The sequence below is a fragment of the Reyranella sp. GW821-FHT14A01 genome, assembly GCF_058803965.1.
On record NZ_JBXAPM010000016.1, the window covers coordinates 16,086 to 33,559 of the forward strand.

The following is a 17,474-nucleotide window of genomic DNA, read 5'->3' on the forward strand; positions in this document are numbered from 1 at the left end:
CTGACGCTGATGGCACTGGTCATCGTGCCGCTCAGCTGCGTCCTGCTGTGGCTTGGCTGGCGGTCCGTCGACCAGCTCGAGCAGCGCAGCGCCGACCAGAGAGTCTCCAACCTCGAAGCGGCCGTGGAAGACTTCCTCTCCGATGGCCTGCACGTGGTGATATCCGTCGGGCAGACACTGGCCGAGGGGCCGAGCTTCAACGCCACGGAGAACCCGGTCGCCGACGAGGAGCGTCGCCGCCAGCTCGTATCCATGCTGAGCCGTCACCCGACGGTGCAATCGGCATTCGTCGGCTATGCCGACGGCAGCTTCATCTATGCCGGCCGGACGGGGAACCTGACCGTCTCCCAGCGACTGGAGTATGACGCACCCGATGGCGAGGCGATGATCGTGCGTGTGCTCGAGGCGGGGAAGCCGCCGCGGCCTGAAACCTACTGGTTCTACATGCCCGACGGCGGCCGGAGCGGCAGCCAGACGACCACCTCGAATTTCGACGCCCGCATGCGGCCCTGGTACGTCGATGCCATGCGGGCCAAGGCGCCGATCCTGACCGACCCCTACCGTTTCGAGCAAACGGCCGATATCGGCATATCCGCGGGCATGCCACTGCGCAGCGGCATCGGGGTCATCGGCTTCGACTTCACGTTGCGCACCCTGTCCGAGCTGCTCACCGCCTACAAGATCACCGCCAATTCCGTGATCGTGATCGGCCATTCCGGAGGGGTCGTCGATATCGAATCCGCACCCTGCGCACCGACATTGCCCGATTGCCTGCCGGGCGACGCCCAGGTGCGCCAGATGCTGCGCAAGGCCGTGGGAGACGTCATCACCACGGACGCCAGGATCGACCGCCGTGTCGAGGCCGGAGGCCACCAGTATCGCCTGCTGGTCCATCGCATGCCGGCACTGCTGGAACAACGCTTCGTCGTCGCCGCGGCGGTGCCGGTCCTCGAACTCACGGCGCAGTCGCAGGTCCTGCTGCAGCGGGCCGCCATCGTGGCGGCGTTCGCCGTGGCGCTCGCGGTGCTCGGTGCGCTGGTGGCGTCGCTCGTCCTGTCGCGCGCGATCGCGCGCATCACGCTCAAGACGGAGCGCATCCGCCGGCTCGATTTCTCCGACAAGCAACCCGTACAGAGCCGCATCAGCGAAATCGCACGCCTGTCCGATGCGGTCGAGAACATGCGCGAAGGACTCGAGATCTTCGGCCGCTATGTCTCCCGCAACCTCGTGGAGCAGATCATGCGCTCGCCCGAGAGCAGCGGCATCGGCGGCACGCGTCGCGAGATCACGGTGATGTTCACGGATATCGAGGGCTTCTCGCTGCTCACCGAGACGATGGAGCCGGAGCTGCTGACCAGCCGCCTGTCGCGCTACTTCGAGGTGCTGGGCTCTCCGATAACGGCCAATCGCGGTATGATCGACAAGTATATCGGCGACGGCATCATGGCGTTCTGGAACGCGCCGGAGACCGATCCGGAGCACATCGCCAATGCCTGTCGCGGCGCGCTGCAGGCCGCCGCCGCCAGCCGCGCGCTGTCGGAGAAATGGCACGAGCGCGGCCGGCCGGGCTTCCGCACGCGGTTCGGCCTGCACACCGGCCCTGCGGTGGTCGGCAATGTCGGTGCACGCGAACGCATCAACTATACGCTGGTCGGACAGGTCGCCAACCAGGCGTCGCGCCTGGAAGGCATGAACAAGATCTATGGCACGGAAATCCTGGCGAGCGGCGAGATCGCCAAGGCGACATCCGGGTTGTTCGCGTGGCGCCATATCGATCGCGTCGTCGCCGTCGGCACCACCGAGGCGCACGATGTCTACGAACCGATGGGCGAGAGCCGCGAGCGGGGCGAGCATGCGTCGTTCCTCGCCACATGGGATGCCGCCCGCCTTGCCTATGTCGCGGGGCGCTTCGACGAGGCGCTGGCTGGTTTCCGGGCCGCCGCGGCGATGCGGGAGGAAGACGCGCCCTGCCAGGTCTTCATCGCGCGCTGCCGGAGATTTCTGAAAAAGGGCGCTCCGGCCGACTGGAACGGCACCTGGCACATGGACGAGAAGTAGGGGCCGGGTCGGGTCCACATCTCAGCGGCTCATTGGAGCGCGCAACTCCAGTTGCGCTCATGTCTTGCCGATCCATCAAGCTTGAGCGCAACTGGAGTTGCGCGCTCCAATGATCGTTCCTGTTTCGTCAGAAGCGTGCCGAGAGGCGTCCGCTGAACACATGCACCGGTCCGCGCACCGCGTTGTAGGCGGGGTTGACCAGGAGCTGATAGTCGGCGGTCGCGACGAGGCCCTTCGTGAGCTGGAAGGCATAGTAGGTTTCGACGACGGCTTCCGAGGCATAGGTGAGGGCGCCGTCGCCCACCAGGACACCCAGGCCACCGGCCGCCAGGTAACTGCTGTGATTGGGCGAGAGGGAGTTCAGCGCGCCCGCGATGCCGATCCGGTCGTCGGGCCGGCCCCAGCGTGTGCCTTTGATCGAGGCGCCCAGCGAGAGGCTGGCGTCGATGTCGGTGAAGGCCATGATCTCCGACACGCCGTTGTTCCAGCTGAAGCGGCCGAACAGGCCGATATCGTCGGTGATCTCCTGTTCGAGGTTGAGATAGAAGCCGTACTTGGTACGGCCGCGCCGCGTCTGGGCGATCGTGTCGTTGGCGTTCAGGCCGGGCGTCATCGCTGCCAGCGCGACGGCCTCGTTGTAGGAGCCGGAGAAGGCACTGTTCATCCAGGTGCCGAGGCGCGCCACGCCCGGCCGGTCGAACGGCCGGTAGCGCAGCTCCAGCTCGCCGACATAGCCGCCGCGCGAGAACAGGGCGAGGTCGAAGGTGTTGGCATTCGGCTCGTTACCCACCAGGAAATATCCGGCGCGAACGGCCCAGCTCGGACGGTTGAGTTCGGCGGTGAATCCCCAGGTCAGGCCGAGACGATCGGCGGGATAGTCGAACGCACCCGAGGCCCAGATCGACCAGTTGAGGAAGTCGACCCTCGGATCCTCGGCGTAGCTGTTGCCGTCGAAGAGGTCCTTCACGGAATACTTGCCGGCCTGCAGCGTCACGCGCGAGACGTCGCGCTCGCCCGAGAGCTGGCCGTACTCGCCCTCGACCTTCTCCCGCGCGCCGCCGAGGCCGATCTCCTGGCGCAGGAACAGGCGCGAGGTGTTGTAGCGCGGATAGGGGAAGTTCGACTTCTGGGCCTCGCCGTTGGGATAGCCGCCGGCGCCGGTCGTGTTGGCGACGCCGAAGCCCTGCAGAAGTTCGGGGTTGTAGTACAACTCACCGCCCTCCCAGAGACGCACGCCGAGGAAGGCCGAGACGGTCCAGGTCTCGCGGCTCTGCCCCTCCGGCGGCAGGCTGTTGGCGCCGGAATAGGCCGCGGCGATCGGCGGATAGCCTTGGAAGATGAAGGTCGTCTGGCCGTGGATTTCCCAGGAACCCGGCCCGCGGTCGGGCTTCTCGTCCGAATCCTTTTCGCGGGCGCCGAACTTGTAATTCAGGCCAAGCCTGATCCGGTGAAGGTCATAGGCTGAATCGTAGCGGGCGGGTGCGGCGAACGTGAATCCGTTCAGCGGCAGGCTAGTGTAGAGATACTCGGCGCGCGCCGACCATTGAGAGTCCAGTCGGTAATCGACGCCGGCCCCCAGCACATAGCCGGTGCGGACATTGCCCGGCGTCGCGGCATCGTTGCCCGTCGTGAGATCGACGCGATCCGAACGCGTGCTGGCCCAGGCGATGCCGCCGGTGACGAAGGGCGTCCACCGGTCCAGTGCATAACCGACGCGACCGCGCAGGCTGGCGAGATATTCGAGCTGCTGGTTGGCGGCCGCCGTGGCCGTCGCCCGGTAGGACAGGACCTGTGCCAGGTCCTCGGCGCTGGCGAAGGACATGTCGAGTTCGACGCCCAGCATCAGGCGCGACGGGAAATAATGCTCGTAGCCGGCCTGTACGCCGCCAAAGAAGGCACCGTACGGCGTGGTGCCGCCGGCGGTCGCGCCGGGGATCGGATCGGCGAAGGTGGCGGTGGCATTGCCGAACAGGTATCCGACATGGCCGCCGACATAGAAGCCCGAGCGCGGCGCGGGGGGATCCTCGGCCTGTGCAGGCAATGCCGCGAGCAGGACAGCAGCGATCGCGGCGACGCCCGACCCTACCGGGCCGCCCCTCAACGTCTCGTGAAGTGATCGCCTGGCCGCCATGGGCCGCTCGGTATCACGCGCACGGCGTCTCCGCCCTGCGACGAATTCAGAACCGGATGGTTACACCCAGGGTGAAGAACTTCGTGTTCACGGCATCGTAGGTGGTGCCCACGAGCAGGTCGAAATCGAACCGCGGATGGGCGGCGGGCGTGTAGCGCAGCCCCATCTGGTTGCCGATCACGCCGGGCTGGCGTCCGAACGCCTCCATCATCAGCGTCACGTCCCAGCCGACATCGACTTCGACCTGGCCGCCCCAGAAGAAAGCGGTGGGGTTGTCGCCGCGCAAATAGCTCCAGCCGCCGTTCAGATTGATCCTGAACTTCTCCGTGACGGGGATCGTGACCAGGCCGATCAGGCTCGCCAGACCCAGTTCGCCGGTGCTCACATTGAGGCCGGCGTTCATGCCGAGCCCGAAGCCCACGCCCATGGCGGACGGCTGGAAGTTGATCTTCATCTGCGGGCCGAGCAGCGGCCCGCCGATGACCTCGTCCCAATAGTGCTGGTATGCCGCGCCGATCTCGAGCCACGGCATCTTGATAGTGGTGCAGGCGGGCGCGAAGTTGCCGTAACCGTCGCCGGGCACGAATTCGACGACCCACAATTCGACGTGGCAGGTGCCGGGCGTTTCGACCTCGGAATCGTCGACGACATGAGCGCCGCCGGCAGCCAGTACCGGACCGGCAAGCACGGCGGCAGCAACCCAGAGAAGGGTGCCGAGGAAGATGCAGAGGCTGTTACTTTTCACGCGCCCGGAAATTCGCCCGGGAATGTTACAGGCGCAAGTCGGTTTTCAGGACCGCATCAATGCCTGCACATGGGCCGCCACCGATTCGGCGAGCGCGGCGAGGTCGTAGCCGCCTTCGAGGACGGACACCAGGCGGCCCCTTGCATGCCTTTGCGCGATGGCCAGAAGCTCCTCGGTCAGCCAGACGAAGTCCTCGGTCTCGACATCGAGCTGTGCCAGCGGGTCGCGGCGATGGGCGTCGAAGCCGGCCGAAACGATGATCAGCTCAGGCGCAAAATTGTCGAGCGCCGGCAGGAGGCGGTCGGCCCAGGCGGCCCGGAACGCCGCGCTGCCACTGCCGGCGGGCAGGGGCACGTTCACGACATTGCCGTCGATGCCGCGCTCCCGCGGCGAGCCGGTGCCGGGATAGAGCGGATACTGGTGCGACGAGGCATAGAAGAGGTCGGGGTCGGTCTCGACCACGGCCTGGGTGCCCTGGCCGTGATGGACGTCGAAATCGACCAGGGCGATGCGCTGAACGCCGTAGGCCGCCCGGGCATGCAGGGCGCCGATCGCGGCATTGCTGAACAGGCAGAAGCCGCCCGGTACGTCCGGCGTGGCGTGATGACCGGGCGGCCGGACGGCGGCGAAGGCGGTGCGGGCCTGGCCGCCCAGCACGCCGTCGACGGCGGCCACGACGGCGCCGGCAGCATGGCGGGCGGCGTTGGCGCTGCCGGCGCTCATCACGGTGTCGCCATCGACATGGACCAGCTCGCCTTCCGGCGGCCGGATGCCCAGGATGGCGTCGACATATTCCGGCGGATGGACACGCGTCAGCTGCTCGATCGTGGCCTCGGGCGCGATCAGGCGGGTGAGGTCCGCGAATTCCTCGTCCGCCAGTACCGCCGTCACCGCGCGCAGCCGATCGGGCCGTTCCGGATGGTAATCGCCGGTATCGTGCTCGAGGAATGACGGATGGCTGATCAGCAGCGTCATCCTTCCCCTCTAGCGCGCTTCGGCGATCTGCGACAGAGTCACCCGCAACCCGTCGATCGCTGTGAGGTTGTTTTGTTCAAGTTGTGCAGTCTGGCCGTCGCCGCCCTGGTCCTTTTCGCCGGGCAGGCCTCCGCCCAGGAAACCACCTTCCGGCTGAAGAATTCCATGCAATACCCGATCTCCCAGCTCTCGGTTTCGCCGACCCAGCTCAACATGTACGGGCCGAACTTCCTGCGTCCGCCGATCATCAAGCCGGGCGAAGCCCGTGAGGTTTCGTTCCGTGCATCGCCCGACTGGTGCATGGGTGACCTCAAGGTCGGTTTCGCCGATGGCGGTCCGCCCGCGGTCTGGGGCTACCTGAATCTCTGCACCCTGGAGAAGATCTCGCTCCACTACGACCGCATGACCGGCGTTACCACAGCCCGTTACGACGAGTAGACGATGGACAGCCTGGCCGCCCTGCCGTTCGACAACAGTTACGCGAAGCTGCCGGAGCGGTTCTACGCGCGGCTGAACCCGACACCGGTGGCGGCCCCGCGGCTGGTGAAGCTGAACCATGCGCTCGCCCTGCAACTCGGCCTCGATCCTGCCGCGTTGGCCTCGCCCGAAGGCGTCGAGATGCTCGCGGGCAACCGGGTCGCGCCGGGCTCCGAGCCGATCGCCATGGCCTATGCCGGCCATCAGTTCGGCAACTTCGTGCCACAGCTCGGCGACGGCCGCGCCATCCTGCTGGGCGAGGTCGTGGACCGTGACGGCGTGCGCCGCGACATCCAGCTCAAGGGCTCGGGCCCGACGCCCTTCTCGCGCCGCGGCGATGGCCGCGCCGCGGTCGGGCCGGTGCTGCGCGAATACATCGTGAGCGAGGCGATGGCGGCACTCGGCATCCCGACGACGCGCTCGCTGGCCGCCGTCACGACGGGCGAGCCGATCTGGCGCGACGGCGAAATTCCGGGGGCCGTGCTGACGCGCGTCGCGTCGAGCCACATCCGTGTCGGCACCTTCCAGTTCTTCGCCGCGCGCGGCGACACCGAGGCGCTGCGCCTGCTCGCCGACCATGTGATCGCGCGTCATTACCCCGAGGCGCGGGCGTCTGCCGAACCTTATCGCACGCTGTTCGAGAGCGTGATCGGCCGGCAGGCGGCGCTGGTCGCCAAATGGCTGCTGGTGGGCTTCATCCATGGCGTGATGAACACCGACAATTGCTCGGTTGCCGGCGAGACCATCGACTACGGCCCCTGCGCCTTCATGGACGCCTACAATCCCGAGACGGTGTTCAGCTCGATCGATCAGCAGGGCCGCTATGCCTATGCCCATCAGCCGAGCATCGCGCACTGGAACCTGGCACGCTTCGGCGAGACGTTGCTGCCGTTGCTGGCCGAGGACAGTGACAAGGCGCTGGCCATCGCCAACGAGGTGCTGGGCACCTATCGCGCGCGCTATGTCGATGCGCTGATCGGCGGCCTGCGCGGCAAGCTCGGCCTGTTCACCGAGGAAGAGGGCGATGCTGCGCTGGCGCAGGACCTGCTCAACGCGATGACCGACGGCCAGGCCGATTTCACGCTGACCTTCCGCCGCCTGGGCGACGCCGCCGCCGATCCGGCGGCCGATGCCGCGGTGCGCGACTTGTTCGCGAACAAGCCCGAAGCTTTCGACGCCTGGCTCCCGCGCTGGCGCGAGCGCCTGGCCCGCGAGCCGCAGGACGGCGCGAGCCGGCGCGCCGCGATGCATGCCGTGAACCCGATCTATATCCCGCGCAACCATCGCGTGGAGCTGGCGCTGACCGCCGCAGCCGAACGCAGCGACTACGCGCCGTTCGAGGAACTGCTCACGGTGCTGGCGAAGCCGTACGAGGAACGTGCGGGTCTTGAGGTCTATGCCGAGCCGGCGCCGCCGGATCAGGGCGTTTACCGAACGTTCTGCGGCACCTAAAGGTCCTTCGCTGCGCTCAGGATAACAATTTTGTCGGGGTTGGCTCGGTGCGCCCTTACAGAAAACATTGTCATCCTGAGCGCAGCGAAGGACCTTTCGCTTTCTTCCCTCAAAGATTGACCGCGCCCGGCTTCGCATCCTTCCAGTCGATCCATTGGTCGAGATGCATGAAGCGGCCATCGTCGGTGCCGATCTCGCGGGCGATCAGCGCGTTGAGCTTGGTGTTCATCGTCGAGATCAGGTCGCGGTTGCGCTCGAAGTCGTGGGCGAGGTTCACGGTCTCGTCGGGGTCGTTCACCAGGTCGTAGAGCTCGAGGTCGTTGTTGGCGCGGAGCTGCTCCAGCGTCTCCGGCGTGTTGAAGCCGCGGAACGAGAAGTAGCGGCTGAACTTGTAACGCTCGTCGACGATGGAGCGGATACAGACGCGCAGCTTCCAGTCGATCGGGAACGATTCGATCTTCTTGAACAGGTCCGAGCGGGCGATCGATTTGTCGAGCAGCGTCTCGTAGAGTTCCTTCGTGAACTTCGCGTCGTGCACCATGAGCTGGCTGTAGCAGAACAAGGTGCCGCCGCGGCTCTGCGTGAAGGCGGGATTCACCGGCTGGCGCAGCAGGGCCGAGAAGTCCTGACCCTTCATCCGCTCTATGGTGTCGGCCACCGGTGCGGTGGACTTGCCCGTCAGGGCGACGATGGTCGGCACGAAGTCGAGATGCGAGGTGAGTTCGAGGCAGCGCTGGCCGCCCTTGATCTCGGGATGGACCACCAGCATCGGCACATGGTTCTGCTGGCGATAGGTCGTCGTGCCCTTGCCCTGCAGGCCGCCATGGCTGCCCAGCAGGTCGCCGTGATCCGACGTGAAGATCACGATGGTCTTGTCGGTGAGGCCGAGCTGGTCGAGCTGGTCGAGCACCTGCACGACCTGCTGGTCTGCATCGCGGATGGCGTTGAAGTAGTAGTTCTGGCGCAGCCGCATGCGCCACTCCTCCTGCGGGATCAGCCCGGTCAGGATGGCGTTGGCTTCCTTGTAGATGCGATGCGCGGGCACGCGGTCGAGTGTGTCGAGCGACTGCTGCCAGGTCTTCTGCAGCGGGATCTCGTTCCACTCCTGCCGGTAGAACGAATCGTTGGGCGGATAGGCGATCCTGAGCTTGGCCTCGACCGCCTGCACAGGCTTGTCACCGGGCTTGTCGGTATTCACCCACATCACGTCGTGCGGGTTCACCAGATTGACCGCGAGATACCAGGGCTGGTTCTTGTCGGTCATCGGCCGGCCCTTGGCCTTGAGCCACTGGATCGCCTGCGCCGCCGTGATCTGGTCGTACTGATAGCCGCCCTGGGCGCCCTCGATGAAGTCGCCGGTGCCGGTGTAATCGTAGAAGCCGTAGTCGCGATCCATCATGGTCTCGAACAGCGCCTTGATGTCGTCGGCGCGGTTCTCCATCGCCATCGCGCCGTTCAGGTGCCACTTGCCCTTGTAGGCGGTGTAGTAGCCCAGCTTGCGCAGGATCTTGCCGATGGTCGGCAGCTTGGGATCCAGGCTCTTCATATAGGGCACGCCGGCATTGTCGAAGATGCCGTTATGAGGCGTGTGCAGGCCGGTATAGATCACCGCGCGCGACGCCGAACACATGTCCGACGCAATCTGGTGGTTCTCGAAATAGGTGCCGGTGCGGCGCAGGCGCTCGTGGCCCGGCAGCGGGATGGGCCAGCCGGGGCCCATGTAATGTTCCTGATCGGTCAGGATGAAGAGGATGTTGTAGCCGCCCTCGTTCGAGCCCGGCGCATCCGCCGACGGAAAAGCCGATTCCGTGCCGCCGGTGATGCCGGCCGTCTGCGCCTGGGCTTGCATGTCGCAAGCGGCCGTCGCGGCGAGGGCGGCACTGCCGGCGATGAAGGTCCTGCGCGATGGATCGGTCACGGCTTCCTCTAAGAGAACTCGCTCATTTCGTAACACCGAATTGTGGCGGGCGCGCGAGTTCGAGAAGGCGCGCGCAGTCGACGTGTTTCTCGAGATGATCGGCCAGCCGGTCGAGCGTCGCATCGACACCGGCTTCGTAATCGAGACCGGAACTCGCCGCGCCGATCCGCTGCAGCCAGTGACGCCGCTGGCGATCGTCTGCCATCAAACCGTGGATGTAGCAGCCGGCCACCCGACCGCTCGCATCGACGGCGCCGTCGCTGCCGCCATGGTCGAGGTCGAGCAGCGGGCGCGCCGTCGCGATCGTGCGTCCGACATGCATCTCGTAGCCCTTGAACGGCGCGCCATCGGCCACGGTCTTCCCGGTGACCTCGACCAGGACCTTGTCGCCGCCCAGCACGGTCTCCGCTTCGAGCAGGCCCAACCCTTCGACGCTGCCCGGCGGTCCTTCGATCCCGTCGGGATCGGCAACGCGCCGGCCCAGCATCTGATAGCCGCCGCAGATGCCCAGCACATGGCCGCCGCGGCGCAGATGCGCCTTGAGGTCGATGTCCCAGCCGGCCGCCCGCAGGGTGGCGAGGTCGGCGATGGTGGCCTTCGAGCCGGGCAGGATCACCAAGGTCGCATCGCCGGGGATCGGCTCGCCCGGTCGCACGAAGGCGACGTCGAGGCCGGGCTCCTGCCGCAGCGGATCGACATCGTCGAAGTTGGCCAGGTGGGGATAGGCCAGCACCACGATCTTCACCGCGCCGTTCGTTGTCGTGCGACCGGGCAGGCTGAGCGCATCCTCGGCGGGCAGCCTGATCGCGTCGGCGAAGTAGGGGACGAGGCCCAGCGCGGGCCAGCCGGTCCGCGCCGCAATCCAGGACATGCCGTCGGCGAACAGGCTGGGATCGCCGCGGAAGCGGTTGACCAGGAAGCCCACGATCATCGCGGCATCGTCGGGATCGATCACCGCCTTGGTGCCGACCAGGCTGGCGATGACGCCGCCGCGGTCGATGTCGCCCACCAGCACGACCGGCACGTCCGCCGCCCGCGCGAAACCCATGTTGGCGATGTCGGCGGCGCGCAGATTGACCTCGGACGCCGAGCCGGCGCCCTCGACCAGCACGAGATCGGCCTCGGCGGCGAGACGGCTGAAACTGTCCAGCACGGCGCCGAGCAGGCCGGCCTTGATCGCTTGGTAGTCGCGCGCCTCGGTGTTGCCCACCACGCGACCCTGAACCACGACCTGGGCACCGGTATCGCTCTGTGGCTTCAAGAGCACTGGATTCATGTGGACGCTCCCGGCAACACGCGCAGCCCGCGCCTGCAGGGCCTGGGCGCGGCCGATTTCGCCGCCGTCTTCCGTCACGGCCGCGTTGTTCGACATGTTCTGCGGTTTGAACGGCCGCACCCGCAGGCCTTGCCGGGTGAAAACCCGGGCGAGGCCCGCGACCAGCAGCGACTTGCCGACATCGGAACCGGTCCCCTGGATCATCAGCGCGCGTGCTCGCATGGGCCTCCGATAAAGAGCAGAACGCAATTTCGCAATATTTTCATCGCCATTGCGAACAGTCGAGTTGACGGGCGACGATGCCGGACCCTATCTGGAACCGACGCGCGTCCCAAGCGCGTGTCCAAGAAGCTTGCCCTGGGAAGGTGATGTCGGTTTCCACTCGATGGTTGGGTATGTTGACGGCTGCGTTCCTCGCAGCCGGGCAGGTGTCGGCCTTTGCCGAGACGTTGATCGAGGAAGATCCGCCCAAGACCTTTGCCGAAGGTTTCATCCAGGGCGTCGGCCTCCCCGTCATCAGCATCTACCATCTCGCCGCGATGATCGGCATCGGTATCCTGGTCGGCATCGCCGCGCGGGGCATCGTGCCCGTGCTGGCCTTCGGACTGGCGGCCATCGCCGGCGTGGCGATTCAGCTCAGCCCCGTCGACATTCCCGCGGACGGTGCCTTCGTGGCGCTGACGACGATGGTCATCGGCGTCCTCATCCTGTTGCGCCAGCCGCTGAGCCCCAAGGTGGCGTCGATCGTCTTCGCCGTGGCCGGGCTGGTGCATGGCTACTCACTGGGCGCGGTCCTGGTCGGCGCCGATGCCGTGCCGATCGTCGCCTATGTCGCGGGCCTGCTGGTCGCCCAGACGGCTCTGGGCGTCGCGTCCTGCGCGATCACCCTGGGCGCGACCAAGTGGCCGGCGCAACGCACCGCGCTGATGATCGCCGGATGCCTCGTGATGGTGGCGGGCGGCGTTGCCGCCATCGAAGCGGCCGGCCTGATCAGCTAGACTGGTATCCATGATCGTCGCAGGCGTGGGCTGCCGACGCGCAACGTCGGCTGACGAGATCGAGCGGGTCGTGCGCATGGCGCTCGGTATGTTCGACCTGCCCGTCGAACGGCTGGACGCCGTCGCGACGCAGTCGGAGAAGGCAACCGATCCGGCTTTCGCCGAAGCGGTGCGGCGGCTGTCGGTGAGGCTGGTCGCCTGCACGGTCAACGATCTCGACAGGGTCGCGGGCCGTGTGCTCACACCGTCGAAGATGGTGCTGAAGGCCGGAAGCCTGCCCTCGATCGCCGAGGCGTCGGCTCTGGTCGTGGCCGGCCCTGAGGGCCGCCTGCTCGGCACGCGCGTGGCGACGGAGCGGGCGACCTGCGCCATTGCCATCGGCGAGGGGCGGTGAGCGTCCTCTTCCTTTCATTCATTCGGTGGAGTTGATGACACATCCGGTTTTCGACGCGGCCTTCCGGGCCGAGTTCCGCGAGCTCGTCCTGTGGCGGCGCGACGTGCGGCGTTTCCGTACCGATCCGGTGGCGCGCGAGCGTATCGACGCGTTGTTGGAAATTGCCAGTCATGCGCCGTCGGTCGGGCTCAGCCAGCCGTGGCGGTTCGTGCATGTCGAATCGGCCGGGCGCCGCCGTGCCGTGGTCGAGAGCTTCACGCAGGCCAACGAGCAGGCGCTGGCCGGTTACGACGGCGAGAAGCATGCGATCTATGCCGGGCTGAAGCTCGCGGGCCTCAAGGAAGCGCCGGTCCATCTCGCGGTCTTCTCCGATGACGGGACGCATACCGGCAGCGGCCTCGGCCAGCAGACCATGCCCGAGACGCTGCATTACTCTGTCGTCGCCGCGATCCAGACCTTGTGGCTGGCCGCACGCGCCGACGGGATCGGCATGGGCTGGGTCTCGATCCTCGATCCGAAGAAGGTGACGCGGGCGCTCGACGTGCCGGCCGGCTGGAACCTCGTCGCCTATCTCTGTCTCGGCTTTCCAGCCGAGGAGCATCTCGATCCCGAACTCGAGCGGCATCATTGGGAAGTGCGCAGCGACCTCAGCGACGTGGTGTTCACGCGCTGACGCTTTGACAGGTCCCTCTCGCCGGGCATTATTGCGCCGCACCAGAGGAGGCGTCGCGTGACTTCAGGAGATCGGCCGGCAGAGCAATCGATCTCCGATGGCGCCATCTACTTTCTGGCGGCCCTGTGCGGGCTGGCTACCGGCGTCGTGGGTGCTGCCTTTCATCTCGTCGTCGATACGCTGGTCCGCTGGCCGTCCTGGCTGGTGGCGTATATGGGCCCCGGGGCTCGCACCGTCGCCGCAGCGGCCGCGATCGCCGCCGTTGCGCTGGTCGCGGCCTTCTTCCTCACGCGCCGCATTGCGCCCGAAGCGGCCGGCAGCGGCGTGCAGGAGATCGAAGGGGCGATGGAAGGGCTGCGCGACGTGCGCTGGCGTCGCGTCTTGCCGGTGAAGTTCGTGGGCGGCGTGCTCGCACTGTCGTCCGGTCTTGTCGCCGGACGCGAAGGCCCGACCATCCACATGGGTGCATCGATCGCTCAGGCGGTCTCGGAGCGCATGAAGCTCAGCGACGCGGAGTTGCGCAGCCTGCTTGCCGCCGGTGCGGCGGCCGGCCTCGCCGCCGCCTTCAACGCACCGCTGGCGGCGATCCTTTTCGTGATCGAGGAGACGCGCAAGCAGTTCCGCTACACGCTCCGTTCCTACACCGTCGTCATCATCGCCTCGACCGCGAGCGCCATCGGCATGGAGCTGGTGGGCGGCACCGCGCCGCAGCTCAAGCTCGACAATGCCGAGATGCCGCTGTCGCTGCTGCCGGCCTTCTTCGTGCTGGGCGTGTTCCTGGGCGGGCTGGGCATCGTCTTCAACCGCACGCTGCTCTTCCTGCTCGACTGGGTGGCGGCCACCTTCCGCAAGGTGCCGTTCGTACCGGCACTTCTGGTCGGAGCCGCGGTCGGCGCCTTGGCGCTCGTGCTGCCGCAGGCCGTGGGCGGCGGCGAGCTGCTGATCCCCGGTATCGTCACCGGCAATCTGCCGATCCAGATCCTGCTGCTGCTCTGCCTGCTGCGTTTCGTCGGCGTGATGCTGAGCTATCCGGTGGGCGTTCCCGGCGGCATCTTCGCGCCGCTGTTGACCCTTGCCACCACCGTGGGCCTGATCGCGGCGTCGCTGCTGCAGATGGCCGTGCCGATGCCGCCGCTGGCGGGAGCCGCCTTCGCCATCGCCGCGATGGGCGGCCTGTTCTCCGCATCCATCCGCGCACCGCTGGTCGGCGTCGTTCTGGCCGCCGAGCTGACCAACGGCTACGCGCTGATCCTGCCGCTGATCGTGACCTGCGTGACCGCCAACGCCGTGTCGCAGGCCCTGGGCGGCCGGCCGATCTACGAGCTGCTGCTGGAGCGCACGCTGCGGCTCGCCGGCAAGGTGCCGCCGCCGCCCGTCACGACCGGTGTGCTGTCGCCGGTTGGGGTGGACGAGGGACGCCGTTCCTAGAGCGGACAAAAAACGCTCCGGTCGAGACGATGGGGTTTGTTTGGGAGGTAGCGTCCCGCAGGGCTTCCGCCGACGACATCGTAAAGGTTCGTAAACGAAATAAACGAAATAACCGAAACAAATGAAACGAACTTGGCCCCCCGAAGAATCCCCGGTTTTGGTCGCTTGACTTCCCGGATAACCTCGAATCCGGTCGAGACGACGGGGTTGGTTTAGGAGGCAGCGTCCCGCAGGAACCAGTCGAGGATCCGCGCATTCTCGTCGCGCGGATAGGTGTGCGAGAGGTCGGAGATCTCGCGATAGGTCACATCGGCGCCGGCCTGCTGCAGTGCGCGCTCCGCGCCCTGCGCCATCTCGGGCGGAAACATCCAGTCCTGTGTGCCGTGGACGATATGCACCGGCAGACCGCGGAGGCGGTCAGCATCGGCGAAGGTCATCAGCATCGGATGGAAGCTGGCGGCGATCGGCGCGAGATGCGTGAAGCGGCAATCGCCGTGCAGGCCGATGACATAGGTGAAGGTGCCGCCGTCGCTCATGCCGGTGAGGAGCTGGCGCGACGCATCGATGTTCCAGTCGCTGGCGACATCCGATGCCATGCGGTCGATGCGCGGACCATCGATCTCGGGTTCCATCAACGACCAGGTGGCGCCTGAGGCCGTGGGCGCCAGCACGATGAAGCCGCGCGTGCGGGCCTCGCGCACCCAGCTCCACAGGAAGGCGCCGCCATTGCCGCTGCCGCCATGCAGCGCCACGACCAGCGGCCAGCTTCGCGCCGGGTCGTAATACTCGGGCACGTAGAGCGAGAAGGCACCGCGCGTGCCGGACGGCCCGGCGATGTGCATGAAGCCGACGCCTTCGCGTGTCGGATCGGCGGCGGCCAGGCGTGCCTGAAGATCCGCATCGCCGCGCGCGTCCTGTTCGAGGAAAAAATTGCTGATGGGTTTCAGATAGGGCGACAGCGGATAGAGCGCCTCGCAGGCCCGTGGGTAGCCGCGCAGGCTGCGATAGGCGGCCACGATCGGCTGCGGCGCCTCGGGAGCGGCAAGAAGGCCTGCAATGGCCTCGCCGGCAAACACCGCCGCCCGCTCCAGATGGTCGCGCACCGGCGCCAGCCGTCCCGGCCAGTCGAGCGCGCGCGAGGCGGCCAGGGCAGGACCAAGATCGTCGTTGCGGCCGGCCAGGGCGTCGAGGATCTGCGGCAGGGTGTGCGGCGACAGGTGCCGCGCCGCGAACTCGATGGCGTGCAGCGCGCGGAGCGTCGCCGGCACCAGCGCGGAGAGGGCGTCGATGGCGGCCTCTTCGGTCATCAGTCCTTCAGCATCACGGCGTCGAGCGCCGGCTTGCCGCGGATCATGTCGGCCGCCTTCTCGGCGATCATCAGGACCGAGGCGTTGAGGTTGGCGGACGGCATGGTCGGCATGATCGAAGCGTCGACCACGCGCAGCGCTTCGAGCCCGCGCACGCGGAGCTGATCGTCGACGACGGCGGTCGGGTCGTTGTCCGGCGCCATGCGGCAGGAGCCCATCAGGTGGAACGTCGTGGTGCCGCGTTCCTTGGCCGCCTGCATCAGCTCGGCGTCCGACTGCTTCTCCGAACCGGGGAACTCCTCGCGGTCGTAATACTTGCTGAGTGCTTTCGAACCCAGCAGGCGCCGCGCCAGCTTCATACCGGCCAGCAGCACGCGACGATCGCTTTCGGCGCCGAGATAGTTCGGCTGGATGATGGGATGCTCGAACGGATCGGCCGAGCGCGCGCGGACATAGCCGATCGAATCGGGGCGCTGCTGCCACGAGGCTATGGTCATGCCGGGGAAATCGTCGAGCGTCGACTGGACGCCTTCCTTGTAGCTGGCCGGCGTGAAGGTCAGCTGCAGGTCGTAATTCTCGATGCTCTCGTCGGACTTCCAGAAGACGTAGATGAGCGTCGGATTGAGGGTCAGCAGGCCCTTGCGCGTCGTGACGTATTTCAGGATCTCGCCGGCCAGTCGCAGTCCCTTGGAGCGCTCGTTGATGCTGGTGGCGTTCTTCACGCGGGCGACGAAGCGCGGCGCATAATGGTCGCGCAAGTTCTCGCCGACGCCCGCCAGCTCGTGCTTCACCTCGATGCCGAGCGACTTCAACAAGGGCGCCGGGCCGATGCCCGAAAGCTGCAGGAGCTGCGGCGAGTTCACCGTGCCGCCGCTCAGGATCACCTCTTTGCGGGCGCGCACTTCCATCGGCGTGCCGTTGCGGCCGCCCTTGCGGTAGCGCACGCCGACCGCGCGCTTGCCTTCCAGCACAACCGACGTCGCCTGCGCATGGGTGCGCACCGTGAGGTTGGACCGCGACATGGCGGGATGCAGGTAGCCGCGGGCGGCGCTGATCCGGCGGCCGTTCCGGATGATGCGCTGGACGTAGCTCACGCCGGCTTGCTTGGTGCCGTTGTAATCCGGATTGCGCGGAATGCCCTGTTCGACGGCGCCTTCGATGAAGGCCTCGCACAAGGGATCGCGCCATTCGAGATCGGTGATCGGCAGGTTCCCCTCGCTGCCGCGGAAGGTCGGATCGGCATCGCCCGCCATGCGGTGCTCGCTGCGGCGGAAGTAGGGGAGCACGTCGGAATAGCCCCAGCCGCGATTGCCGCGCTGGGCCCAGCCGTCGAAGTCGAGCCGCTGGCCGCGATTGTAGATGTGGCCGTTGATCGAGCTCGATCCGCCCAGGGTCTTGCCGCGCGGCGCTGCGATCGCGCGGCCGCCGGTCCATTCGCTGGGCTCGGACTTGTAGAGCCAGTTCACCTTGGGATCGACCAGCGTGTACATGAAGCCGGCCGGAATATGGATGAAGGGATGCCAGTCGCGCGGACCGGCTTCGAGCACGCACACCGTGACGTTGGGATCCTCGCTCAACCGGCTCGCGAGCACGCTGCCCGCCGAGCCGGCGCCCACGATCACATAGTCGAAACTCTCCATCC

General features: G+C 66.9%; 15 protein-coding genes. 7 read left to right on the forward strand and 8 right to left on the reverse strand.

Features of this window, described 5'->3' with window-relative positions; genetic code table 11:
• The first annotated feature begins 9 nt into the window (after positions 1-9).
• Positions 10-2,058, forward strand: coding sequence for an adenylate/guanylate cyclase domain-containing protein (locus AC1ROX_RS25325; RefSeq protein ID WP_493130461.1), 2,049 nt, complete (start codon positions 10-12; stop codon positions 2,056-2,058).
• A gap of 127 nt (positions 2,059-2,185) precedes the next feature.
• Here AC1ROX_RS25325 and AC1ROX_RS25330 read toward each other — a convergent pair whose 3' ends face one another.
• Genes AC1ROX_RS25330 through AC1ROX_RS25345 form a run of 4 tightly spaced genes read right to left on the reverse strand, consistent with a single transcriptional unit; the run spans position 2,186 to position 6,080 of the window.
• Positions 2,186-4,189, reverse strand: a complete 2,004-nt coding sequence (locus AC1ROX_RS25330) for a carbohydrate porin (RefSeq protein WP_493130463.1) — start codon at positions 4,187-4,189, stop codon at positions 2,186-2,188.
• A 46-nt stretch (positions 4,190-4,235) separates the two neighbouring features.
• The gene (locus AC1ROX_RS25335; RefSeq protein WP_493130465.1) at positions 4,236-4,934 is read right to left on the reverse strand and encodes a PA4824 family protein; all 699 of its coding nucleotides are present in this window, start codon (positions 4,932-4,934) and stop codon (positions 4,236-4,238) included.
• Positions 4,935-4,979: 45 nt separating this feature from the next.
• The gene (locus AC1ROX_RS25340) at positions 4,980-5,909 is read right to left on the reverse strand and encodes a histone deacetylase family protein (RefSeq protein ID WP_493130467.1); all 930 of its coding nucleotides are present in this window, start codon (positions 5,907-5,909) and stop codon (positions 4,980-4,982) included.
• A gap of 9 nt (positions 5,910-5,918) precedes the next feature.
• Positions 5,919-6,080: a hypothetical protein gene (locus AC1ROX_RS25345; protein WP_493130469.1), complete on the reverse strand. Its 162-nt coding sequence runs from the start codon at positions 6,078-6,080 to the stop codon at positions 5,919-5,921.
• On the opposite strand from AC1ROX_RS25345, the gene AC1ROX_RS25350 reads away from it, so the two are divergent.
• Entirely contained in the window at positions 6,075-6,347 is a 273-nt protein-coding gene (locus tag AC1ROX_RS25350; protein WP_493130471.1) for a hypothetical protein, read from the forward strand. The two genes, AC1ROX_RS25345 and AC1ROX_RS25350, sit on opposite strands and share 6 nt — an antisense overlap.
• 3 nt (positions 6,348-6,350) lie before the next feature.
• The gene (locus AC1ROX_RS25355; RefSeq protein WP_493130473.1) at positions 6,351-7,838 is read left to right on the forward strand and encodes a protein adenylyltransferase SelO; all 1,488 of its coding nucleotides are present in this window, start codon (positions 6,351-6,353) and stop codon (positions 7,836-7,838) included.
• A 109-nt stretch (positions 7,839-7,947) separates the two neighbouring features.
• Here the strand turns inward: AC1ROX_RS25355 and AC1ROX_RS25360 are convergent, their stop codons facing one another.
• The gene (locus tag AC1ROX_RS25360; protein WP_493130475.1) at positions 7,948-9,756 is read right to left on the reverse strand and encodes a sulfatase family protein; all 1,809 of its coding nucleotides are present in this window, start codon (positions 9,754-9,756) and stop codon (positions 7,948-7,950) included.
• A gap of 22 nt (positions 9,757-9,778) precedes the next feature.
• Complete coding sequence (locus AC1ROX_RS25365) at positions 9,779-11,254, reverse strand: cobyric acid synthase (protein ID WP_493130477.1); 1,476 nt, start codon at positions 11,252-11,254, stop codon at positions 9,779-9,781.
• Between the two features lie 173 nt (positions 11,255-11,427).
• On the opposite strand from AC1ROX_RS25365, the gene AC1ROX_RS25370 reads away from it, so the two are divergent.
• The 4 genes from AC1ROX_RS25370 to clcA are packed head-to-tail and all read left to right on the forward strand — an operon-like array spanning position 11,428 to position 14,525.
• Positions 11,428-12,030, forward strand: a complete 603-nt coding sequence (locus AC1ROX_RS25370; RefSeq protein WP_493130479.1) for a HupE/UreJ family protein — start codon at positions 11,428-11,430, stop codon at positions 12,028-12,030.
• 10 nt (positions 12,031-12,040) lie between these two features.
• Positions 12,041-12,424, forward strand: a complete 384-nt coding sequence (locus AC1ROX_RS25375) for a cobalamin biosynthesis protein (RefSeq protein WP_493130481.1) — start codon at positions 12,041-12,043, stop codon at positions 12,422-12,424.
• 34 nt (positions 12,425-12,458) lie between these two features.
• Positions 12,459-13,097, forward strand: coding sequence for a 5,6-dimethylbenzimidazole synthase (gene bluB / locus AC1ROX_RS25380; protein ID WP_493130483.1), 639 nt, complete (start codon positions 12,459-12,461; stop codon positions 13,095-13,097).
• A gap of 57 nt (positions 13,098-13,154) precedes the next feature.
• A complete protein-coding gene (gene clcA, locus AC1ROX_RS25385) occupies positions 13,155-14,525 on the forward strand; it encodes a H(+)/Cl(-) exchange transporter ClcA (RefSeq protein ID WP_493130485.1) in 1,371 nt (456 codons plus the stop codon).
• Between the two features lie 212 nt (positions 14,526-14,737).
• Here clcA and AC1ROX_RS25390 read toward each other — a convergent pair whose 3' ends face one another.
• Together AC1ROX_RS25390 and AC1ROX_RS25395 are read right to left on the reverse strand one after the other, a co-directional pair.
• Complete coding sequence (locus AC1ROX_RS25390) at positions 14,738-15,832, reverse strand: carboxylesterase family protein (RefSeq protein ID WP_493130487.1); 1,095 nt, start codon at positions 15,830-15,832, stop codon at positions 14,738-14,740.
• Positions 15,832-17,472: a GMC family oxidoreductase gene (locus AC1ROX_RS25395; protein ID WP_493130489.1), complete on the reverse strand. Its 1,641-nt coding sequence runs from the start codon at positions 17,470-17,472 to the stop codon at positions 15,832-15,834. The genes AC1ROX_RS25390 and AC1ROX_RS25395 overlap by 1 nt, the downstream gene beginning before the upstream one ends.
• Between the last annotated feature and the right edge of the window lie 2 nt (positions 17,473-17,474).